Origin of the sequence: Exiguobacterium antarcticum DSM 14480, from assembly GCF_000685865.1 — a bacterium.
GTDB classification, from domain to species: Bacteria; Bacillota; Bacilli; order Exiguobacteriales; family Exiguobacteriaceae; genus Exiguobacterium_A; species Exiguobacterium_A antarcticum.
Genome location: NZ_JMKS01000003.1, coordinates 244,044 through 267,465 on the forward strand (window position 1 = coordinate 244,044; position 23,422 = coordinate 267,465).

22 protein-coding genes and 1 other annotated feature are annotated in these 23,422 nt (G+C 48.8%); all 22 genes read right to left on the bottom strand.

From position 1 onward, the window contains the following. Positions 1–67: 67 nt before the first annotated feature. On the bottom strand, positions 68–709 hold the full coding sequence (gene pyrE / locus P404_RS0102330; protein ID WP_026829888.1) for an orotate phosphoribosyltransferase: 642 nt from the start codon (positions 707–709) through the stop codon (positions 68–70). Beyond that, positions 706–1,404, bottom strand: a complete 699-nt coding sequence (pyrF, locus tag P404_RS0102335; protein WP_026829889.1) for an orotidine-5'-phosphate decarboxylase — start codon at positions 1,402–1,404, stop codon at positions 706–708. The genes pyrE and pyrF overlap by 4 nt, the downstream gene beginning before the upstream one ends. Next, on the bottom strand, positions 1,379–2,308 hold the full coding sequence (locus tag P404_RS0102340) for a dihydroorotate dehydrogenase (protein ID WP_014970745.1): 930 nt from the start codon (positions 2,306–2,308) through the stop codon (positions 1,379–1,381). Before P404_RS0102340 ends, pyrF begins: the two co-directional genes overlap by 26 nt. Continuing rightward, complete coding sequence (locus P404_RS0102345; protein ID WP_014970746.1) at positions 2,305–3,036, bottom strand: dihydroorotate dehydrogenase electron transfer subunit; 732 nt, start codon at positions 3,034–3,036, stop codon at positions 2,305–2,307. Before P404_RS0102345 ends, P404_RS0102340 begins: the two co-directional genes overlap by 4 nt. Next, positions 3,033–6,245, bottom strand: coding sequence for a carbamoyl-phosphate synthase large subunit (gene carB, locus P404_RS0102350; RefSeq protein ID WP_026829890.1), 3,213 nt, complete (start codon positions 6,243–6,245; stop codon positions 3,033–3,035). Before carB ends, P404_RS0102345 begins: the two co-directional genes overlap by 4 nt. Further along, the gene (locus P404_RS0102355) at positions 6,238–7,326 is read right to left on the bottom strand and encodes a carbamoyl phosphate synthase small subunit (RefSeq protein WP_014970748.1); all 1,089 of its coding nucleotides are present in this window, start codon (positions 7,324–7,326) and stop codon (positions 6,238–6,240) included. Before P404_RS0102355 ends, carB begins: the two co-directional genes overlap by 8 nt. After that, a complete protein-coding gene (locus P404_RS0102360; RefSeq protein ID WP_014970749.1) occupies positions 7,319–8,590 on the bottom strand; it encodes a dihydroorotase in 1,272 nt (423 codons plus the stop codon). The genes P404_RS0102355 and P404_RS0102360 overlap by 8 nt, the downstream gene beginning before the upstream one ends. A 1-nt stretch (position 8,591) precedes the next feature. Beyond that, positions 8,592–9,491 (bottom strand): aspartate carbamoyltransferase catalytic subunit, encoded by a 900-nt coding sequence (locus tag P404_RS0102365; protein ID WP_026829891.1) that lies wholly within the window; start codon positions 9,489–9,491, stop codon positions 8,592–8,594. Positions 9,492–9,629: 138 nt separating this feature from the next. Continuing rightward, positions 9,630–10,946 (bottom strand): uracil-xanthine permease family protein, encoded by a 1,317-nt coding sequence (locus tag P404_RS0102370; RefSeq protein WP_026829892.1) that lies wholly within the window; start codon positions 10,944–10,946, stop codon positions 9,630–9,632. A gap of 51 nt (positions 10,947–10,997) precedes the next feature. Then, entirely contained in the window at positions 10,998–11,528 is a 531-nt protein-coding gene (gene pyrR, locus P404_RS0102375) for a bifunctional pyr operon transcriptional regulator/uracil phosphoribosyltransferase PyrR (protein WP_014970752.1), read from the bottom strand. A 241-nt stretch (positions 11,529–11,769) separates the two neighbouring features. Then, complete coding sequence (locus P404_RS0102380) at positions 11,770–12,693, bottom strand: RluA family pseudouridine synthase (RefSeq protein ID WP_026829893.1); 924 nt, start codon at positions 12,691–12,693, stop codon at positions 11,770–11,772. After that, entirely contained in the window at positions 12,693–13,166 is a 474-nt protein-coding gene (gene lspA, locus P404_RS0102385; protein WP_014970754.1) for a signal peptidase II, read from the bottom strand. The genes P404_RS0102380 and lspA overlap by 1 nt, the downstream gene beginning before the upstream one ends. Before the next feature lie 74 nt (positions 13,167–13,240). Further along, positions 13,241–15,976: an isoleucine--tRNA ligase gene (gene ileS / locus P404_RS0102390; RefSeq protein WP_026829894.1), complete on the bottom strand. Its 2,736-nt coding sequence runs from the start codon at positions 15,974–15,976 to the stop codon at positions 13,241–13,243. Positions 15,977–16,032: 56 nt separating this feature from the next. Continuing rightward, positions 16,033–16,263: a binding site (T-box leader), on the bottom strand. Further along, positions 16,264–16,785 (bottom strand): DivIVA domain-containing protein, encoded by a 522-nt coding sequence (locus tag P404_RS0102395; protein ID WP_014970756.1) that lies wholly within the window; start codon positions 16,783–16,785, stop codon positions 16,264–16,266. Positions 16,786–16,811: 26 nt separating this feature from the next. Further along, positions 16,812–17,585 carry a YlmH family RNA-binding protein gene (locus tag P404_RS0102400; RefSeq protein WP_014970757.1) on the bottom strand — a complete coding sequence of 258 codons (774 nt, stop codon included), beginning with the start codon at positions 17,583–17,585 and terminating at the stop codon, positions 16,812–16,814. Further along, entirely contained in the window at positions 17,585–17,857 is a 273-nt protein-coding gene (locus P404_RS0102405) for a YggT family protein (protein ID WP_014970758.1), read from the bottom strand. Before P404_RS0102405 ends, P404_RS0102400 begins: the two co-directional genes overlap by 1 nt. A gap of 2 nt (positions 17,858–17,859) precedes the next feature. After that, on the bottom strand, positions 17,860–18,183 hold the full coding sequence (locus tag P404_RS0102410; protein ID WP_233494514.1) for a cell division protein SepF: 324 nt from the start codon (positions 18,181–18,183) through the stop codon (positions 17,860–17,862). A gap of 202 nt (positions 18,184–18,385) precedes the next feature. Continuing rightward, positions 18,386–19,057 carry a YggS family pyridoxal phosphate-dependent enzyme gene (locus P404_RS0102415; protein ID WP_014970760.1) on the bottom strand — a complete coding sequence of 224 codons (672 nt, stop codon included), beginning with the start codon at positions 19,055–19,057 and terminating at the stop codon, positions 18,386–18,388. Further along, on the bottom strand, positions 19,044–19,820 hold the full coding sequence (gene pgeF, locus P404_RS0102420) for a peptidoglycan editing factor PgeF (RefSeq protein WP_014970761.1): 777 nt from the start codon (positions 19,818–19,820) through the stop codon (positions 19,044–19,046). The genes P404_RS0102415 and pgeF overlap by 14 nt, the downstream gene beginning before the upstream one ends. Before the next feature lie 81 nt (positions 19,821–19,901). Continuing rightward, positions 19,902–21,059, bottom strand: a complete 1,158-nt coding sequence (gene ftsZ / locus P404_RS0102425; RefSeq protein WP_014970762.1) for a cell division protein FtsZ — start codon at positions 21,057–21,059, stop codon at positions 19,902–19,904. A 39-nt stretch (positions 21,060–21,098) separates the two neighbouring features. Beyond that, complete coding sequence (gene ftsA, locus P404_RS0102430) at positions 21,099–22,412, bottom strand: cell division protein FtsA (RefSeq protein ID WP_014970763.1); 1,314 nt, start codon at positions 22,410–22,412, stop codon at positions 21,099–21,101. A gap of 229 nt (positions 22,413–22,641) precedes the next feature. Beyond that, a complete protein-coding gene (locus P404_RS0102435) occupies positions 22,642–23,421 on the bottom strand; it encodes a cell division protein FtsQ/DivIB (protein ID WP_014970764.1) in 780 nt (259 codons plus the stop codon). Position 23,422: the final 1 nt, after the last annotated feature.

Below are 23,422 nucleotides of genomic sequence, written 5' to 3' on the forward strand. Positions count from 1 at the left end.
AGCGAAACAGCGCGTGACAAACGAGTCATTTTTTGGGGATCAACATGTGATATTCTACTTTTTACGGTCAGTTTTGTTTCGCGGCCACCATGAACGCTTCACTCCATTTGACCGGATCGATGGCCCAGTCTTGCAGACGTTCCTGTTCTTCCCGCGAAATGTAGGATGTCTCGACAGCAGTCTCAAGCAATTCGGAAAATGTCAGCAAAGCATCCGCGTTAACTTGGGCATCCTCTAGATTTTTCATTAATCGTGTCATCCCATAAGAGAAAATCGCTTGAATCCGCACGACGGTTGCGCCCGCTGCTTTGACCGCTTGTGTCGCTTCAATCGAAGACATGCCGGTCGACAACAAATCCTCAATGACGACGACGCGTTGCCCCGCTTCGATCCGCCCCTCAATTTGATTTCCCTTTCCGTGTGCTTTCGCGCTGCCCCGGACATAAATCATCGGCAGACCCAGTCGCTCCGCAACGAGTGCCGCATGGGGAATTCCGGCTGTCGCCGTTCCGGCAATCACATCGACGTGCAACGGTTTGATTCGTTCTGCGAGTAAATCCGCAATCAATGTTCGAACGTCGGGACTCGACAACGTCAAACGGTTGTCACAATAAATCGGTGAGCGTAAACCACTTGCCCACGTATACGGTGTATTTGGCGCAAGCGTCACGGCTTCGATATCGAGTAATGCTTTAGCGAGTTGATTCATTGTTTGATCCCCTTCCATTGTGTCAGTAATATTTCATACATCTGTTTTGGATCTGCTGCCTGTGTGATGGCACGTCCAATGACGAGATCCGTTGCCCCGTATTGTCTCGCATCCATGACGGTCGCAATCCGTTTCTGGTCATCCGCTTCCGTGCCAGCTGGTCGGATGCCCGGTGTGACGAACTGGAAACCCGTCCGACAAACGGATTTGAGGGTCGGTGTATCCAGCGCCGAACAGACGACGCCATCTAATTCCGCCTGCTCCGCTTGCTGCGCATACCGGGTAACGACCTTGTCCATGGCATGGGGAATCATCAAGTCGGTTAACATTGCCTGATCCGTCGACGTCAGTTGGGTGACGGCGATCAATCGAGTGGTCGAGGACGTTTCACGTAAGCCTTCCAGCGCAGCCCGCATCATCGTCTCTCCACCTGCTGCGTGGACATTCGTCAGCTCGACTCCGAGTTGACCAATAACACGCATTGTACGACGTGCCGTCTCCGGAATATCATGAACTTTCAAGTCCAAGAATACGGCATGTCCTTGACGCGTCAGGTGGCGGACAAAGGCCGGACCTTCGGCATAATAAAGCTCCATCCCGACCTTGACGGCCGGACGATACGGCGCTAATTTGTTTAAAAATCGTTCGACGTCTGCTGCTGACTGAAAATCAAGCGCGATGTAAAGTTGCCCCATATGCTTTCCCCCTGATGTCTAGAATGTGTTCGATTCCTAATTCATCCATCCGTTTTGGCAGAGCTGAAATCAATTCCTGACAGATGAACGGATTGACGAAGTTGGCTGTCCCGACCGCTACAGCGGACGCGCCCGCATAAATCATCTCAAGGACATCATCGACTTCCATGACACCACCCATCCCGATGATCGGAATCTCGACCGCTTGGGCGACGTCATGAATCATTCGGACAGCAATCGGTTTGATTGCCGGTCCGGACAATCCGCCGATTCGATTAGCAAGAATCGGTTGACCCGTCCGGACGTCAATCCGCATGCCGACTAATGTATTGATCATCGTCAGCCCATCTGCTCCCGCCTGTTCGACTGCTTGTGCCATCTCGACGATCGAGGTGACATTTGGTGATAATTTCACGTAGACGGGTTTGTCCGAGACGGCTTTGACCCGTTTGGTCAACTCCGCCGCCATCATCGGATCCGTTCCAAACTGCATCCCTCCAGATTTGACGTTCGGACAAGAGATATTCAGTTCGATGGCTTTGACGACAGGATCTTGACTGATTCGTCTCGTCACGGTCTCATACTCTTCTGCTGTCGATCCTGCGACGTTGGCGATGACTTCCGTATCAAACTGACTGAGAAACGGCAACTTATGTGCGATGATGCCGTCAACGCCTGGATTTTGTAAGCCGATGGCATTCAGCATCCCCATCCCGCTCTCCGCGACACGTGGTGTCGGATTGCCATAGCGTTCTTCTCCCGTCGCTGCTTTGATCATGATGCCACCTAGCAATGATAAATCATATAATTTTGCGAACTCTTCTCCGAATCCGAAACAACCGGACGCCGGGATGATCGGATTCTTTAAATTCAGACCGGGTAAAGTGACGTGCAGACGATTCATAAAATCACCTCTTCTGCCCGGAAAACCGGACCGTCGGAACAGGTCTTGACGTAGTGCCCATCCGGCGTCGGACATACACAGGCAAAACAAGCGCCAATCCCACAGCCCATTCGATTTTCAATCGATAAAAACTTGTGTTCGATCGAAATATGTTGGACGGAACGTAACATCGGTTCCGGTCCGCAGGCAAACAACGTGTCAAACCGATTTGGCTCGAGTGCCGCTGTCACGAATCCTCTGATTCCCGCTGTCCCGTCGACCGTCGTCACCGTCGTCGGACCAAGCGCTCGGAATTCGTCTTCATAAAAGACACTGGACGCCGTATCGAATCCTAAAATCGCTTCGCAGGCAATTCCCCGTTCGACCAGTTTTCGCATCGTATAGTACAGTGGCGGGACCCCAATCCCACCACCTACAAGAACAATCCGGGCCTCGCGCGCGACATGATGGACAGGAAATCCATTACCGAGCGGACCAAGGGCATCAATCTGATCTCCCGGACGTAATCGGGCGAGTTCCTTTGTTCCTTGACCAATTTCCTTAAATAAGAAGGTGATCAAGTCCCCTTCGACGTTTGCGATCGAGATTGGTCGACGTAATAACGGACCGACCCGCAAATGCATGAAGCGACCCGGTTCGATGTCTGCCACTTCAGGCAGACGACAGATTAATTCTGTCGCTCCTGTTGCGATTTGTCGTCGTGTCACGACGGTCAGGAGTTGAATCATCGAGTCACCGCCTTTTTCATGTAGTCGAACTGCTGAATCGGACTGGCTTCAAAGGACAGACTTTCGATGACCCGTAACAACGCTTCCGCCGTATCAAGTGAGGTCAGGCAGACGACGTTATTTTCTGCAGCTGCTCGGCGAATAATAAATCCATCTTTTGTGACTTGGGAGTCACGACTCATCGTATTGATGACATACTCGACTTCAGCCTTTTCGATCAGATCAAGCATCGATCCTTTTTCTGAACCGATTTTTCCAACGACTTGGACTCGTAATCCCTGTTCGGATAAGAATCCTGCCGTTCCGGCTGTTGCTAGGAGCGTGAATCCAAGCGCCGTAAACCGTTTAGCGAGATTGAGCATCTCTTGTTTATCTTGGTCCGCGACAGTCATTAGGACCCGGCCATGTTCTGGGATGGCCATCCCGGATGCCAGCAATCCTTTATAGAGTGCTTTTTCAAGTGTCCGGTCTGTTCCGATGACTTCACCGGTCGATTTCATTTCCGGTCCGAGCGATGGATCCACCTCTTTTAATTTCGCAAACGAGAAGACGGGTACTTTGACGGAGACAAGTTCTTCTTCCGGTAAGACACCACTCGACAAGCCATAAGACGCAAGTGTCTCTCCTAAAATGACGTTCGTTGCGAGCCGGGCGACCGGCAGTCCAGTGACTTTCGAGATGAACGGCACGGTTCGACTCGCCCGCGGATTGACTTCGAGAACATACAGCTCCCCGTCCGCGAACACGAATTGAATGTTGAGTAATCCTTTAATCCGGAACGCTTTGGCAATTCGTGTCGTATAGTCGACGATTAAGTCTTTGATCGATTGCGGCACCCGTTGCGGCGGATAGACACCAATCGAGTCACCGGAGTGAACCCCTGCCCGTTCGATATGTTCCATGATCCCTGGTATCACGACATCTTCTCCGTCGCAAATCGCATCGACTTCCAGTTCCATCCCCGTCACATACCGATCGACGAGAACCGGCCGTTCCGGTGAGGCAATGACGGCATGTTTCATATAATGTTCCAGTTCTTGTTGCCCATAGACGATTTCCATCGCACGTCCTCCCAGCACATAAGACGGTCGAACGAGAACCGGATAACCGAGTCCCTCTGCTGCTGCGGTCGCCTCTGCGACCGTGACTGCTGTTTTCCCAGGAGGTTGTGGGATTCCTAGCTGCGTCAAAGCGGCTTCAAACTGTTTCCGGTCTTCCGCCCGGTCTAAGTCTTCTAATGCCGTCCCCAGAATCGTGACACCTTCTGCTTCCAGCGATTCTGCGAGGTTGATCGCCGTCTGCCCTCCAAACTGAACGATGACACCGAGTGGTTGTTCATTTCGAATGACCTCTAACACATCTTCCGTCGTCAACGGTTCAAAATACAGGCGGTCGGAAATGGAGAAGTCCGTTGAGACCGTTTCGGGGTTGTTATTGACGATGATGGCTTCATAGCCCGCTTCTCGAATCGCTTGGATCGAATGGACAGTGGCATAGTCGAACTCGACCCCCTGCCCAATCCGGATAGGTCCTGAACCTAAGACGAGTATGGAAGGACGTGTCGTCGGCATCGCTTCATTCTCGACCTCGTATGTCCCGTAATAATAAGGGGTATCAGAAGCAAACTCAGCAGCACACGTATCGACCATTTTATAGACCGGATGCAAGCCTGCGTCATTTCGAAGGTGCCGGATTTCAGCCTCTGTTTGGTTCGCGACCCGTGCGAGCATCACATCACTGAACCCGTAACGTTTCGCGTGACGAAGACGTTCTGCTGTCAATCCCTGTTCGATGATGTCCTGTTCGATCCGGTGGATATGATGGAGTTTTTCTAAAAAGAGCCGATCGATGCTCGTCCACTCATGTAACTGGTCGACCGAATACCCCCGTTCAATTCCGGCATATAGCGCAAACAGTCGTTCGTCTGTCGCTTTGACGATTTGACGGTGCAGGTCGGCCTCCTCCATTTCAGCGAAACGAGTCATATGCAAGTCTGACTGTCCGATCTCGAGTGACCGAACCGCTTTGAGCAAGGCTTCTTCCATCGTCCGCCCCATCGCCATGACTTCACCTGTCGCCTTCATCTGTGTCCCAAGTGTCCGGTCCGCTGACTCGAACTTATCAAACGGCCAACGTGGAATCTTCGCGACGACATAGTCGAGTGCTGGTTCAAACGAAGCAAAACTGGTTTCCGTGATTGGATTCTTTAATTCCGATAACGCGTAACCAACGGCGATTTTAGCCGCTAGTTTCGCGATCGGATAGCCCGTTGCTTTAGAGGCAAGCGCAGATGAACGAGAGACCCGTGGATTCACTTCGATGACATAATACGTGAAGCTCGTTGGGTCGAGGGCAAACTGGATATTACAGCCTCCTTCGATCCCAAGCGCCCGAATGATGTCGAGCGAGACGTTTCGCATCATCTGGTAATCCCGGTCTGATAACGTTTGTGTCGGAGCAAAGACGATCGAATCTCCTGTATGGATTCCGACAGGATCAAAGTTCTCCATCGCACAGACGATGATCGCTTGATTCGTCCCGTCTCGCATGACTTCGAACTCGACTTCCTTCATGCCGGCAATTGATTTTTCGAGTAAGACTTGTGTCGCAGGACTCGCCTTGAGTCCGCCTTCGACGATTCGGATGAATTCATCCATCGTCTCCGCAATCCCACCACCCGTTCCGCCCAGCGTATAGGCCGGACGGATGATGATCGGAAGACCGATCTTGGCACAAAATTGTTCTGCTTCTTCAACCGTATGCACGATTTCACTTTCCGGGACACCATGACCGAGTCGGAACATCAATTTTCTGAACAAATCACGATCTTCAGCTTCTTCGATTGCCGATAATTTTGTTCCCAGCAGTTCGACGCCATACTCTGCTAAAACACCCAGTCGATCCAGTTCAACCGCGAGATTCAATCCCGTTTGTCCGCCGAGGGTCGCAAGTAAGGCATCGGGACGTTCTTTCCGGATGATGCGGGCGACGAATTCTGCTTGTAACGGTTCGATATACACTCGGTCCGCTACTGTCGGATCCGTCATGATCGTCGCAGGATTGGAGTTAACGAGAATGACTTCGTATCCTTCTTCCTTCAACGCTTGACAGGCTTGTGTTCCCGCATAATCAAATTCTGCCGCTTGTCCGATGACAATTGGACCGGACCCGATAACGAGAATCTTTTGAATATCTTGACGTTTAGGCATGAGAGACCTCCTGTTGATTCGTGATTTCTGTTAAAAACTGATCAAATAAATCATTGGCATCCATCGGACCTGGCGACGCTTCCGGGTGATACTGGACGGAAAAGACCGGATGGATGGTATGACGGATTCCTTCTACCGTCCCATCGTTGATTGCACGATGGGTCCACTGCAATTCCAAACCGCTAAGGGATTGCGCATCGACGGCGTACCCATGGTTTTGTGAAGTGATACTGACTTGACCCGTCCGAAGATCCTCGACCGGATGATTAGCACCCCGGTGACCAAACGGTAACTTAAACGTATCGGCCCCGTGTGCCAAGGCAATCAATTGATGTCCAAGACAAATCCCGAAGATGACGACTTGACCCGTCAGTTCTTGAATCAAAGGAATCGCTGTCGGGACGTCTTTCGGATTCCCAGGTCCGTTCGATAACATCACCCCATCCGGGACGTATCGTAACACTTCTTTTGAGGTCACATCGTGTGGGACGACGACGACTTCGCAACCACGTCGGACCAGTTCCCGGATGATTCCCAATTTTGCCCCAAAATCAACGAGGACGATTCGTGGACCCGCACCGGGGATGATATACGCCCGCTCCGTCGAAGCCCGTTTGACCTGATCGGTCGTGAGTTTCATCTGCTGAATCCGTTCCAGTTGTTCTGCCAATTCATACTCACCATCGACAAGCAGTCCCCGCATGACACCTTTTGACCGGAGATGGCGTGTCAACTGGCGCGTGTCAATTCCCGTCAGACCGGGGATGTTGAATTCAAGTAATGCTTCTGCGAGAGACGTCTGTGAACGGAAGTTCGACGGCGTCTGACAAACTTCACGCACAATCAAGGCTTTCGCGAGTGGTTGGGTCGTTTCATAATCATCACGATTCATTCCATAATTTCCGATCAATGGATTGGTTAAAACAATCATTTGGTCGCAATAAGAGGGATCCGATAACATCTCTTGATAACCCGTCATCCCGGTCTGAAAAACGACCTCTCCCATCGTCACTTCACTTGACCCAAATGCTTCTCCTTCAAAAATCATTCCATCCTCCAAAATCAATGTACGCTTAGACATGTGTCATTTCCCCCTTGAATACGATTTTCCCACCAACGATTGTCATGACCGGATAACCGGTCAGTCGTTCGCCACGAAACGGTGTATTTTTCCCTTTCGAGAGAAACTGTTCCGGCTGTACCGTCCGGGTCATCTTTAGATCAAGCAAGACAAGATCTGCTGGTGCGCCGACTTCAATCCGACCGTATGGTAAAGCAAACAAGTCAGCCGGTCTGCGTGACATCCCGTCCAACAGACGTTCGAGTGGCAGGATGCCCGGTTTGACCAGTTTCGTATACAGTAACGGGAAAGCTGTCTCAAATCCCGTAATCCCAAACGGTGCGCGTTCGATGCCAAGTGCCTTTTCATCTGCTGCATGCGGTGCGTGATCGGTGGCGATGCAATCAATCGTCCCATCGAGTAACCCGTCCAGTAAGGCTTGGCGATCAGCCCCGCTCCGGAGTGGGGGATTCATCTTGAAGTTCGGATCACGTCCGACGATCTCATCCTCCGTCAGTACGAGATGATGTGGTGTGACTTCAGCAGTCACATGGATACCCGCTCGTTTCGCATCCCGGATGATACGAACGGATTCTTTTGTCGAGACGTGGCAGACATGATAGTGACACCCCGTCGCTTCTGCGATCAAGACATCCCTTGCGATATGGATGCTTTCGGCGAGTGAAGGAATTCCTTGTAATCCTTCTCGCCGGCTGTATGCCCCTTCGTGGACGCATCCTGCCTTAAGGGAATCATCTTCACAATGGGCAATGATGCTTTTATTGAGGGCAGCTGCCCGTGTCATGGCTTCGCGCATGACGGCAGCACTTTGGACACCCACTCCGTCATCCGTAAAGGCGAAAGCATCGGTCAACTGTTCGAACGCGACGAGTTCTTGCCCTAGCTGATTTTTTGAAATCGCCGCATAAGGGAAAACACGGACAGAGGCCGTTTCCTCAATCTTTTTAAAGAGCGCATCCAACGTTTCTCGGTCGTCTGGTACCGGTCTTGTATTGGGCATCGGACAGATTGTCGTAAATCCGCCTGCTGCCGCTGCTGCCGTCCCGGTCGCGATCGTCTCCTTATGTTCGCCACCTGGTTCCCGTAAGTGGACATGAATATCGACAAATCCTGGTGCTACGAGGTAATCATTGGCGTCGATTACTTGATCAGTTTCAATCGGTGTCGCATCCAACTCCGTAAAGATTCCGTTTTCGATTCGGATGCTTGATTCTTGAAGCTGACCTTCTTTATACCACTTTGCATGATCGATTCGGATTGCCATCTTAAATCGTCTCCTTTGTTGTCTGCTGATTAAATGCTCGTTCTAAAATCGCCATCCGGGCGAATACCCCGTTCGTCATCTGCTCAAAAATCCGTGATTGTGGATGTTCGACGAGTTCTTCGGCAATTTCAACACCACGATTGATGGGAGCGGGATGTAAGATGATGGCGCTTGGACGAAGCTGTTCCATCCGTTTGCGGGTCAATCCGTAGTGCAGATGATAATCCGTTGCACGAAAGTCTTGATCGGCAAGATGACGTTCGTGCTGGACGCGGAGCAACATGATGATGTCGCTACTTGCAAACGCCTCGTCAATCTCTCGGTATTCGATTCCCATCGTCTCATCGAACCATTCGCGAGGACCAGACCCAATCACCGTTGCCCCTAATCGTTGTAAGACATGGGCATTGGATCTTGCGACACGGCTATGTCTGAGATCTCCGCAGATGACCACTGTCTTGTCGATCACATTGCCATACACTTCATACATCGTCATCAAGTCGAGTAACGACTGTGTCGGATGTTGTCCGCTTCCGTCTCCTGCATTGATGATCGGGATTGACAAATGATGTTGTAACTGTTCGTAATAGCCGGTCTCCCCATGACGGATGACGAGTGCATCGACTCCGATCGCTTGTAACGTTTTACACGTATCGAGTAACGTTTCACCTTTTTGAACAGAAGAGGTTGCTGTCTCGAACGGCAGGACATGTAGTCCGAGGTGATGCTCTGCCATGTCAAACGAACATTTGGTGCGTGTCGAATGTTCGAAAAATAAGTTGGCGACGGTTTTCGTCGGAATCGGTTGGACGGGCGCTCCTTGTTTCAGTTGCAGTCCCCGCTCAATCAACCGTTCAATCTCCTTTGTCGATAGTTCATCAAGACTCGTAAAATGGGCAATCTGTTGTCGTGTCTGCATCGTTTTCTCTCCTTTGGGCCGCAAAAAAGCGCACCTTCTGATGTGAAGGTGCGCTGAAGAAGACAGGTGTCACCACCTGCTTCTGAAGGGCCTCCACTTTATCGTTCTCTCTGGAACGTCTTAAAAGTCGTTAGCTGCTCGATTCGATTGTACAGTCTCTTGTTCCAGTTGTTCTTCTACGACCGGCGTTTTCGGTAGGACCAAGTTCAGAATGACGCCAAGAACCGTTGCCAGTGCCATGCCTTCTAAAGAGAAGTCACCCACTTTCAGGGCGGCACCACCGATCCCAATGACCAGGATGACGGCCGTGATCGTCAAGTTTCGTTTGTCTGCAAGGTCGACCTTACTTTCAACCAATGTCCGGAGACCGTTTGACGCGATGACACCAAACAATAGGATGCTGATGCCGCCCATGACTGGTGTCGGAATCGTTTTGATGAATCCTTCGACATAACCGAGGAATCCGAAGCTGATCGCAAGAACGGCTGCTCCCCCGAGGACAAAGACGCTGTATACGCGGGTGATGGCCATGACGCCATTGTTTTCACCGTATGTCGTAACCGGTGGTCCACCGAGCATTGAGGCAATCGTCTTCGCCAATCCGTCTCCGAGAACTGTCCGGTGCATTCCCGGATCAAGAAGCGTCTCGCGCCCGATAATCCGTGATGTCACTTTCTGTTCTCCGATGTGTTCTGTCAATGTAACCAGTGTGACCGGGACGATGAGCGCAAGAGCTGCCCAGTTCAAGGTTGGCGAGTAATCCAGGAACGGTACCGTAAAGTTCGGAATCTGGAAGAAGCTTGCTTGTTTCAGTGAAGTGAAATCGACGATTCCCACAGCGACGGCGACCAGATATCCCGTCAGGATACCAAACAGGATTGGCACCGTACTCCACATTCCTTTGAAGTACGTCATCGCAAGCAAGGTCACGGCAAGTGTCGTCAAGGCGACGAAGAACAAGGTGCTGCTGTAGTTACCGTCCGCATCATTCATCGCCATGTTGACGGCCGTCGGAGCGAGCGATAAACCGATGACCATGATGACAGGTCCGATGACGACCGGCGGCAAGAGTTTCATCAGCCAACCGACACCTGTATAGGTGATGATGAGTGAAACCAGTCCGTAGACCAGTCCTGCGACCATCCCGCCGACAAGCGCATCTTCCACTCCCCAGCGTTCACTGACAGCAATGATCGGGACGATATAGGCAAAACTCGAGCCTAAGTATGTTGGGACTTTGAAGCGTGTGACGGCGAGGAAAATCAAGGTGCCGACTCCACTTGCGACGAGGGCGACGGATGTGTTTAATCCCGTCAATAACGGAACAAGAACCGTCGCGCCAAACATCGCGAAGACATGTTGCAGGCTGAGCATCAGCCACTGAAGGGGGTGTTTCGGTCGTTCTTGTACATCAAGAACCGCTGTGTGGGTTTTCATAAGGATAACTCCCTTTCTGGTCTCTCTGGACCACCTTAAAGGTATTTGTGTTTAACGTTTGATAAATACTTGATCAGCGTCATCGACTTCAGATAAGGCGACGACGACTTGTTCTTCACGTGATGTCGGGACATTCTTCCCGATAAAATCTGGTCGAATCGGAAGCTCCCGGTGTCCCCGGTCGACGAGGACCGCCAACTGGATCATGCTCGGGCGTCCATGGTCGACGAGTGCGTCCATCGCGGCACGGACGGTCCGTCCGGTGTAGAGGACATCATCGACGAGAACGATGATTTTTCCTGTCACCGTCTCCGGCATGTCTGTTCCTTTGATTTCCGGCTCAAGGCTTTTTTTCGATAAGTCATCCCGGTACATCGAGATATCGACGACACCGAGTAAAACCGGTTTTCCTTCAATCTGTTCGATCCGTTTCGCTAGGCGACGAGCCAATGTCTCGCCTCGTGTCTTGATGCCGACAATCATCAATTGGTCGATTCCTTTGTTACGTTCGATGATTTCATGGGCAATCCGTGTCAACGCACGACTGATTGCAGCTTCATCTAAAATGACGGATGGTTTCATGATAGCTCCTTTCTCAAAAAAAACCTCCTGCTTAAAGTCGCAGGAGGTTGTTGAAGACAGACGTGTATGGTAGCGTCGTGCTACACATTTTTACACAAATGAAGTGTCTCCCTTTCGTAGCCTCTCCGGACTCGTTTAAAGGTGTGCTATTGGTAGGATCGTCAACGCGGACGACCGATTTGTGAGGCAGATGTCTCGCATCGCTCTCTAGGTGTTACTCTACCGTTTTATCAGAAAAACGTCAAGACTCTAGTTCAAGTTTTTTTAACTGACCGATCTCAAACGTCATCTCTTCTGGTAATGGTGCCTCGAAATGTAACATCTCACCAGTCCGCGGATGCTTGAACCCAAGAACAGCGGCATGAAGCGCCTGTCCGTTCATTTTCATCGTCTTCCGTGGTCCATATTTCGGATCCCCCGCAAGCGGGAAACCGATGTAACGCATATGGACACGAATCTGGTGTGTCCGTCCCGTTTCGAGTTTACATTCGACGACGGTAAATCCTTCATAGCGTTCGAGAACACGGAAGTGCGTCACGGCAGCTTTTGAATTTTTATCCGTCACCGTCATCCGTTGGCGGTCGTTTTTGTCACGACCGACAGGCGCTTCGATCGTTCCCAGTTCATGGGGGATCTCCCCATGCACTAACGCGATATAAAGACGTTCCGTCGTCTTGTCTTTTAGTTGTTGCGCAAGTGATTCATGTGCCAAGTCATTTTTAGCAACCATCAAGAGACCGGACGTATCCTTATCAATCCGGTGGACGATCCCGGGACGTTTTACCCCGTTGATGCCGGATAAATCCTGGCAGTGGTGAAGTAACGCATTGACGAGTGTCCCGGATACATGTCCTGCTGCCGGATGGACGACCATGCCTTTTGGTTTATTGATGACGATGACGTCACCGTCTTCATAGACGACGTCAAGCGGGATGTTTTCCGGTAATACTTCCAGTTCAACCGCTTCCGGTATCCGAACGAGGATTTCTTCCGTTCCGGACATCTTATAGTTCGGTTTGACGATTCGACCGTCGACTTCGACATGACCTGCTTTTAACCAATCCTGGACTTGTGAACGTGACCAGTCTTGTTGTTCGGCCAACCATTTATCGATTCGTCCTGTTGCACCATTGGCTTTTACAGCCCATTCATTTTGTTCATTCATTAATCAATCGTTCCCTTCTTAGTCAAACGCTCTTCAAACATGACGCTGATCAGCATCAAAATCACCCCAAACGTCAAACAGACGTCTGCGACATTGAATATCGGAAAATTATACCCGAACGGATAAAAATGAAAAAAGTCGACGACTTCTCCACGCGCCATCCGATCGATGAAATTTCCGATTGCCCCACCTAATAACAAGGCGACGCTCCAAGCAAATACTTTGTTTTGAGTTCCTTCTTTATACAGAAAATAAATCAATCCGATGACGACAACGACGGTGATCAAAAAGAAAAAACCAAACTTCCCTTCGAGCATTCCCCATGCCGCGCCACGATTCCGGTATGAATTCAGATAAAAGAAATTCGGAATGATCTCAATCGCCTGACCAATCGTCATCTGTTGGACGACGATCCATTTCGTCAGTTGATCCACTCCTACGAGTACAGCAGCAATCGCTAAGTAAAGCCACATTCTTTTTTTCCTCCACATCAAAAAAATAGTGAAGGACCGCTACGAAGTCGCCGTAGCTGCCCCTCACTGATTCATTATAAAGAATTGACGACTTCAGTACAACGTGGGCAAAGTGTCGGATGAGCCGAATCTTGACCAAGTTCAGTCGAATATGTCCAGCATCGTTCACATTTCTCCCCATCTGCCTTGAGAACCGTGATTGCAGTTGTTCCGTATGTCTTTTCAGCAGACTCTACAAATTCAATCTGTGAGACTTGTAATAACTGTTCCAAATGCTCGATCGTCGCAAGTAATGCTGTTGTTTCAGCGTTTGGTGCAAGCTGCAGTTTCGCTTCCAGTGTTTTCCCGACAAGTTTCTCAGCACGTGCTTCTTCGAGTGCTTTTAAGACGTCATCACGGAAAACGAGGAAACTGTTCCATTTCGCAATCAACGCTAGACCCTCTTCCGATACTTCCGGTGTTTCCGGAAGATCCGTCAAGAAGATACTTGCTGTCTCGACACCCGGAACGAATTCCCATGCTTCGTCTGCCGTATGCGGTAAGACCGGTGCCATCAATTGTAACAACGTGACGACCGTGTCATACATGACCGTTTGAACGGCACGACGCGCCGGTGCATCTTCTTTTTCGATGTATAAGATATCCTTCGTGTAATCGAGATAGAACGATGACAGATCAAGGACACAGAAGTTATGCAACAGTTGATACACTGCCATGAAGTCATACGCATCATACGCTGCTTTGACTTTTCCAACCAGTTGGTCCAGTTTCGTCCGCATGAAACGATCCGATTCCGGCAAGTCAGCAAACGCGACACGATGTGTCGTGTGATCGAATTGATCCAGGTTTCCGAGTAAGAAGCGGACCGTGTTCCGGATTTTCCGGTACGATTCCGAAACTTGTTTGAAGTTGTCCATCGAAGCACGAACATCTGATTGATAATCGACGGAAGCCACCCACAGACGGAGAATCTCAGCACCAAACTGTTGCATGATTTGGATCGGCGCAATCGTATTTCCGATGGATTTCGACATCTTCCGTCCTTGTCCGTCAAGGACGAATCCGTGACTGACGACCGCTTTATATGGCGCTTTCCCTGTCGTTGCGACTGCTGTCGAAAGGGATGAGTTGAACCACCCACGGTATTGGTCCGATCCTTCGAGATAGAGATCCGCCGGACGTTCGAGCTCCGGACGTGCTTCTAACACACCCGCATGTGACGAACCGGAGTCAAACCAGACATCCATGATGTCCGTTTCTTTTTTGAAAAGACCGTTTGGACTTGCCGGATGCGTAAAGCCTTCAGGTAGCAAATCGATGGCTTCGCGCTCATACCAGACGTTTGATCCGTGTGCTGCGAACAGATTCGCGATATGGTCAATCGTTTCCGGTGTGACGATTTCTGTGCCATCTTCTGCATAGAAGATCGGCAGTGGTACGCCCCACGCACGCTGACGCGAAATGACCCAGTCTCCCCGGTCTTTGAACATATTGTGGAGACGTGTTTCGCCCCATTCCGGTACCCATTGAACGCCTTTGATCTCATCCAGGATCTCCGCACGGAAATCTTTGATCGAAGCGAACCACTGGGGTGTCGCCCGGAAGATGACCGGTTTTTTCGTCCGCCAATCGTGTGGATACGAGTGTTTGATGAACGACAATTTCAACAACGCGCCGGCTTCTTCTAACGCAATTCCGATTTCTTTGTTGGCATCTTCATAGAACATGCCTTCAAAACCAGGTGCTTCTGCCGTCATGACACCTTTATCATCGACTGGGCAAAGGACATCCAGTCCATACGCCTGACCGATTCTAAAGTCATCTTCCCCGTGTCCAGGAGCTGTATGGACGACACCGGTTGCTTCCGCCGTGACATGATCGCCAAGCATGACGAGGGACTCACGGTCATAAAGCGGATGTTTCGCTTTGATGTATTCGAAGTCTGCTCCGTTGAAGACACGACCGACCGTCGCTTCTCCCCAACCTAATGCTTCGATGACTTCCGGTACAAGTGTCTCGGCAACGATATAACCTTTGCCTTGGTATTCGATCCGCGCATACGTCAACTCACCGCTGACGGAAATCCCAAGGTTCGCCGGAATCGTCCAAGGTGTCGTCGTCCAGATGACGAAATGATCCGTTGGTTCAAGAATGTTTTTCCCGTCCATGACTTGGAAGGCGACGTAGATGGCAGCAGAACGTTTATCTTGATATTCGATTTCTGCCTCTGCAAGAGCGGATTCCGAAGAAGGCGACCAATAGACTGGTTTTTTTCCTTTGTAAATATAGCCTTTGTTTGCCATATCACCAAACAGACGAATTTGTGCCGCTTCGAATTCCGGTTGCAACGTGATGTAGGGGTTATCATAATCCCCTAACACACCAAGGCGTTTGAACTGTTCACGTTGATGATCGACTTGCTCGAGTGCATATTTCGCACATAACTTGCGGAATTCAGCAACCGACATCGATTTCCGGTCGACACCCGCTTTTTGAAGGGCCGTTTCAATCGGTAATCCGTGCGTATCCCAACCTGGGACGTACGGCGAACGGAAACCGTTCATGGATTTGTAACGAACGACGATGTCTTTTAAGACTTTATTTAAACCATGTCCCATATGGATATCACCATTGGCATAGGGAGGACCATCATGCAAGATGAACGTCGGTTTCCCAACATTTTTTTCCTGGACCGCTTCATACAAGTTCATCTCGTTCCATCGTGCTTGCATGTCCGGTTCGCGTTTTGGTAAGTTACCTCGCATCAAAAATTCGGTTTTCATCATCAATAACGTATCTTTGTACTCCATCTGGCAATCCCTCACTTGTCTGTATTTTACGTACAAAAAAAGCCAAGCTCATCCCTGATAGGGACGAGTTTGGCTTGAACTCGCGGTACCACCCTACTAGCAACCCTGACATACGGATTACCACTTAAGAGCCTGATAACGGAGGCGAAACGACGAAACTTACTGATCAAGCGTTCAGTTTCGTACTCAAAGGGGATATCCTTTTTCATTTACTGATCGGGCTCACACCAGTCCCCGATTCGCTGACAGTATCTTGATAAAAGACGTGTCCTTCTCATTGATTTAACTTATATGACATCGTCGTCATTATACGCAACTGCCGGAATCTCGTCAAGCGCACCGCGGGTCGAACTATCAAACGCATCCCAGTCATGGCTTGTCAGTAATTCCATCTGCGCATCGATCAATACTTTAAACCGGTTTCGATAGAGCTCGATTTTTTTACGCATTTGCTCGACCTCGAAGTCTGTTCGTTGGGCACGACGTTGCGCAGCATCTTGGAGCTGTTCTGCCTCACGTTCGGCTTGTTTGACGATCAAGCTCGCTTCTTTCGTCGCGTTGGCTTTCACTTCTTCGGCGGCTTCTTGCGCTACGATGATGGATTTGTTTAATGTTCCTTCCATCGAGCTAAAATAATCGACACGGGATTGCATGTTTTGAATGACTTCTTGTTGTTGGCGGTTTTCTCGTAATAACAATTCAAAATCCTTGATGACTTGATCAAGAAATTCATTGACCTCATCTTCGTCATAGCCGCGAAACTTACGTGTAAATTCCTTATTGTGAATATCAAGTGGCGTCAATGGCATGATGAAATCCTCCCTCAGCTTGTTGGTTACCCTTTTAACAGACCGTATTGCAATTTGATTCGATCCCGTTTCGTTGAGCCGAGGACGGCAATCAGCTTGACACGTCCTGTTCCACGAAGGGACAATAAATCCCCTTCTTCTAACAGAAAACTAGGATCTTCCACGATTTTATAGTTGACTTTACTTTCACCTTGTTTAATCAAGCTTTGTGCTTTTTGTCGTGAAAAACCAAGAATTTCACTGACCACGGTATCAAAACGTAAGGAGCTGACAAACCCTAACTCTTCTTGCCATTCCTGCTCCTTGGTTTTCAGCTGTTCTTCGAAATCAACGACCGACAAACGGATTTTGGTTTTTCCGGCACGCTCGACGTTGGCTTCGATATACGAAGACACTTCTTTTGCGACCGCAAACTGAACGACTTGATCTTGAATCACGACGTCCCCAAATTTCCCTCGCTTCAGCCCGACGTTCAACAATGTCCCTGTGACCTGTCGATGCGACAATTCTACGAATTTGGTAGGATAATGGATACGATAAATGGCAATATCAAAATCGTTTGCATCGAGATCGTAGTAATCAGGTGCAATCAAAGCACGTTGTCGTTCTGCGCCTTCGAAACCGCCCTCAAAAAAGAGGGCACATTTCGTTCCGACGAGTTCTCGTGTGATCTGTTGTTCACGTGGATCCAAAAAATCAGTTAATTTAAACGTATAGGTCGCTTCGACATGGTCGATCCAGTTCAAGACGAGATCGACAAACTCCCGCTCATGTCCACGATAGTGATCGTATACACTCATTACAAGAAGATTGCTCGAATACCTGACTGTGCCAGATTAAGCACCAGAAAGGCAACGATTGGTGAAATGTCAAGCATACCTCCGATGGGCGGGATAATCCGTCGGAACGGTGCGAGGAACGGTTCGACTAGCATCGCTAATACTTGACCGAATTTAGATTCCCGAGCATTCGGGAACCAGGAAAGTAAAATGTAACCGATCATCACGTAACTGTAATATTGAAGTAACGTACTCAATGTACGCCCGATTGCGTACATGACTTGTGAATCCATGCTTACCACCCCTTATGGTTGATATCGTCTTCTCCGAGTAAGTTCGAAATACTCCCGGCTAACTCGACGTTGTTCGGAACACAGAGGAGTGTATTTTGACTAATCGTCGTAATCGTCCCATCAAGAGCAAACACGACACCCGACAAGAAATTAATCATTTGGCGTGATTGATCTTTCGACATCCGTTGCATGTTCACGATAACGGCACGATTTTGGCGAAGATGTTCTCCAATTTCCTGCGCTTCGTTAAACACACGCGGTTCACTTAAGATGACTTGTGACTTTGTCTTTTTAGTATGGATTGGCACGATGTTGGATTGTCTCACAGGGTCCTCCTTTTGAGTAATACTCGGGGTAGATTCCTCGTAAAACTCCTCATATTCTTGCTGTGAAGCACCTCTACCTTTATTTATTGTAGCATCATTTTCATATTCGAGTTCGTCTAAATCGTCTGTGTTACCAAGAAACAGATTTTGCATTTTCGATTTGAATCCCATATCGATTCTCCTTTCACATTTCTGGACAGTTTTATGGTTGTACCAAAACAGTACCAACCCGGACGTACGTCGCCCCTTCTTCGATGGCAATCTCGTAGTCGGAAGACATACCCATCGATAGTTCCGTACACGGTGCGTACGGCAGATGACGGACCGCTACTTCATCGCGTAATTGACGAAGCGATTGAAAGACCGATCGAATCGTATCTGTATCTTCCGTCAATGGTGCCATCGTCATCAATCCGATGACACGAACCATCGGATACTGCCCCACTTCATGTAAAAATGAGTGTAAGTCAGTTGGTTCGATCCCTTGTTTCGATTCTTCACCGGATACATTGACCTGGACAAAACAATCAACCGGTCGTTTCGCTCGCTTGTTGATCTCTTCTGCTAGGTGAAGGCGATCCAATGAATGTAAGACATCAATCTGATCGATGACTTGGCGGACTTTACGGGTTTGAAGTGTACCGATAAAATGCCATTCGCACACATCACGGCCGAGAGCTGCTTGTTTGTCGGTCAGTCCCTCTGGACGATTTTCACCGAGGGCCGTCACACCTGCCGCGAGCAACTCGGCAGCGACTTCACTTGACACTGATTTCGTCACGCCGATCAATTGTACCTGCTTTTTTTGATCTGTCTTTTCATGTGCCTGTTTCATATTTTGCTGAACCAATCGTACGTTTTCAGAAATCGACATCGAGAGACTCCTTTACAATCAAACTGGCGAATCGTCCTCCATGATCGCCATGGCGATAGGAAAAATAGTCGGCGGCCTGGCAGTTCGTACAAATTCCTGTATCGAGTACGTCCCCGACTCCACTCCGCTCCGCTAACATCGCGTTTGTTTTTTGAAGCGATAACATCGCTTTTCCGTTTCCTTTTTTAGTATAAGGAGATTCCTCTAGTTGAAGTCGGTCGATTGCTTCTAGTACTGGACCATCGACTTCATAACAACATTCGCGAATCGACGGACCAATCACCATCTGAATGGAAGAACGATCTGCTCCTGCCTGCTCCATTTTCGTTAACGTTGCCTCGACGATGTTCGCTACCGTTCCCCGCCATCCCGCATGTGCATTCGCAATGGTACCCGTTCGCGGGTCACAAAAAACAAGAGGAACGCAGTCCGCGAACAACATCATCATCAAGACGTTAGAATCCGTCGTCACCAAGGCATCCGTACCTTTGACCGCCGTCTCATAATCCGACGCTCCCCGACCAGAGTCAAGTGTCGTCACCTGCTCGACATGATTGCCATGAACCTGTTCTGCCCAGACTGAATTTTCAAGCGACAACTCCATTTGTCGGACGATGACTTGACGATTTTCGATGACTCCCGCTGCCTCATCATTGACATGGAGTCCAAGATTTCCATTTCCATGTGGTGCTGAAAACTTTGTCGTAAATGCTGCTCGAACGGTTCCTGTTGGGGTATCCCATTTTATCCATTGACCAAACATCTCATCCCATCCTTTTTTAAAAAAAGAGGTGTCGCTTACGCGACACCTCTTGTCTAGCAGTTGTGTCTCTGGAATACCGGATTAACGATTATTCCGACGAAGGAAAGAAGGAATATCCATCGTCTCTTCGACATCTGACCCTCTCGCTGGTTCTTGGTTCGAGCTACTAGGTGTCTCTTCGACTTGTGGTTTTGGTTCTTCTGCCACTGGTGACGGACTCGCTTGCTTTTTCTTGAGCAAGTTTTTCATCATCTCTTGTGCGGAAGGAATTTCGAAATCGAGTGGTTCGTTTTCAAATTCAGTTGCAATGACTGTGACGATGATTTCATCTTCTAAGTTGTCATTGATGACTGAGCCGAAGATCAAGTTAACTTCCTCATCAGCAGCACTTTGAACGATTTGGGCCGCTTCCGTTACCTCGTAGAGGCTCAGGTTCGCACTTCCCGTAATGTTCATCAAAACACCTTTTGCACCTTCGATTGACGTTTCAAGCAATGGACTTGAAATTGCTTTTTTGGCGGCTTCTGTCGCACGGTGTTCACCAGTTGCGACACCAACACCCATCAAGGCTGAACCTTTTTCCGTCATGATCGTCTTTACATCAGCGAAGTCCAAGTTGATGAGACCAGGAACGGCGATTAAATCCGTAATCCCTTGAACCCCTTGACGAAGCACATTATCGGCTTCTTTAAACGCTTCGAGCATCGGTGTGTTGCGATCGACGATTTCAAGTAATTTATCATTCGGGATGACGATTAAAGTATCGACTTTCTCCTTGAAGTTCTGTACGCCAGATACAGCGTGCTGCATCCGTTTACGTCCTTCAAACATAAATGGTTTTGTAACGACACCTACAGTAAGTGCCCCGATTTCTTTAGAAATCTCCGCGATGACCGGTGCAGCACCTGTTCCGGTACCACCACCCATTCCAGCAGTGACAAAGACCATATCGGCACCAGACAGAATTTCCGTCAACTGCTCACGGCTTTCTTCTGCCGCTTTCTTCCCGATTTCCGGATTCGCTCCGGCACCGAGACCGCGTGTCAATTTTGCACCCAATTGAAGCTTAACATCAGCTTTAGACATATTTAACGCTTGTGCATCCGTATTGACAGCGATGAATTCTACGCCTTGGACACCATGTTCAATCATTCGGTTGACAGCGTTTGATCCACCGCCACCTACTCCGATGACTTTGATTTTAGCTACTTGGTCCATCATTTCATCAAAATGCAACATAAAAGGGGCCCCCTATTTTTTTTACTGATAATTTTTTACTTAACCGAAAAATTTCTCAAAGAAACTACTGAATGACTTCCGTTCTTTTGGAGGCTGTTCCCGCGGTGTTCGATCTTCGCGTACGGGCGCTTGTGATGCTTTCGTCAACAGTTCTTCTTGTTCACGTTGTTCACGCCCTTGTGCACTAGTTCCCTTTTCATCTGCCCGGTCAAACCCGGACTTCGAAACCGTACTTCGTGAGAGAACATATCGCAACATCCCAGCAGCTACAGCATACTTCGGATGACGGATCCCTAAACTTGCTGGCTGATAGACGTTGACACTTTGTTTGAAGATGCGTTTACCAAGCTGATCAATCCCAGGTAACGATGAACTTCCGCCGCAAAGAATGATGCCACTATTCATTTGTGAATAACCGGCTTGCGTCATTCGCTTCTGAATCATCTCAAAAATTTCTTCAAGACGGGCTTCGAGTACAAAACCGATCTCTGTTTGCGGTTCAAAACGATGTTCACCATTAATCGTCACATACGAGACTTTTTCTTCAGGGTCACCCAGTGCTTCTAGCGCGACGCCGTACTCTTCTTTTGCGAGTTTCGCATCTTGGTATTTACAATTCATTTTATACGTCAAATCGCGTGTCAGATGATCTCCGCCATACGATAGTGTCGTTGAGTACACTAAATCATTTTTTTCATAAATTGAGAGTGTGGTCGTTTCATGTCCGATATCGACGATCCCGACACCAAGTTCTAACTCATCAATCGAAGCTGCAATTCGTGAGACGGCTAGACTTTCCAGCACATATCCCGCAAGTTCTAGACCAGCTCGTTCAATCGAACGTTTGATGCTATGTAGAATCGTCTTCGCTCCGATGATCAGTTTCCCTGTCACTTCTAAGCGATAACCAATCATACCGCGAGGATCCGTAATCTCTGTTTGCTGATCGACAGTAAACGTTTTAGGTAACACGTCAACGACACTCAGCTCGTTTGGAATTCGCATGACCATTGCTGAATGAAGGACATCCTTCACATCGTCATCCGTGATTTCATTATCCTCGCCTTTGATCGATGTCATACCTTGACAATCCTTCACTTGGATATGTTCACCAGAAATTGCTACATATACTTCACCAATCGGTTCACCAAGTGTACGTTCCACCTCTGCAACCGCTTGTTTAATGGCATTGACTGTTTGATCGATGTCGACGATGACACCTCGCTTGACGCCGGCGGATGGTGCAGATCCTTCTGCCAACACATTCAGCGTTCCACCAAGAAGTTCACCGACAATGAGTTTGACTTCTGATGTCCCAATGTCTAGCGCGGCAATCGTACCTTTCGTTTCCATGGGAGTGACACCTCCACTTTCATAATACTAATCCTACTGTCCCTGTTTATATTTACAGGAATCAAGACAATCTTCTTCTCGTTTAAGTCTACACTATAAAAAACCTCACGAAAAGGAGTTATTGCCTAACTTACCCATCTAATAGATTACGATTTGATGACGATAGCTCCACTTTCTTACTAATGAAAACAAACGTTTGTCAAACCGATGTATTCAAAGATGTGTTTTTCTATTTTTTTCCTTTATATGGTTTGAAATAGATTCCACCATCAATTGTGATCGTTCCCGTTTTCCCTTTCGGTAGAGCGGAGATCACTTTGACATATTCATTCAACGAGTTAGAAAAAGCCGAAGTACTCAATAAGACGGTATTCCCGTCCGTCATGAATAACTTCAGTCCTCCTTTATCCGTCTGATCGTTTGCGACGATTTCCGAAATCCGACTGCGGACTTTCGGCTCGATCTTAACGAGTTCCTTCGTCAGACGTTGCAAGGACTGATCCGTAAATCCTGTTAGAATCGGTGCATCAAATAACTCTTCCTTTGACTTTCCAGGAAGAATCGTGCCATCCGCTAAGACAATCCGTGCACCAGGTTTATCCTTGGCGTACGCAATCTCTTTTTCTTCCACGACGTCTACTTCATAATGATGCAGAAATGTTTTCGTCATTGTCGCTTCTCGGATTCCCGGCACGTTTTCGATCCGCTCCAACACGGCTTCTTCCGACACATTGAAAGCATGTGTCTCCTTCACCTTAATACGTGACGCTTGGATGATGTCTTCCTTCTTGACGTTAATGGTGCCTGTGACGTCAAACGCCGTGACACGCGAAAAACTAGATTGAAGGTAAAAGACCACACCAATCAATAGACCGATCAGGATGAGGACATAGATTAAACGTCGGTTCGCCTTCTTCCGACGTTGCTCACGGACATATGGAATTTTATCTTCTAGGCTGCGGACAGTCGTATCCATCTTCGGCTGTCTTGCTTGTTGTCGTTCCTTCACG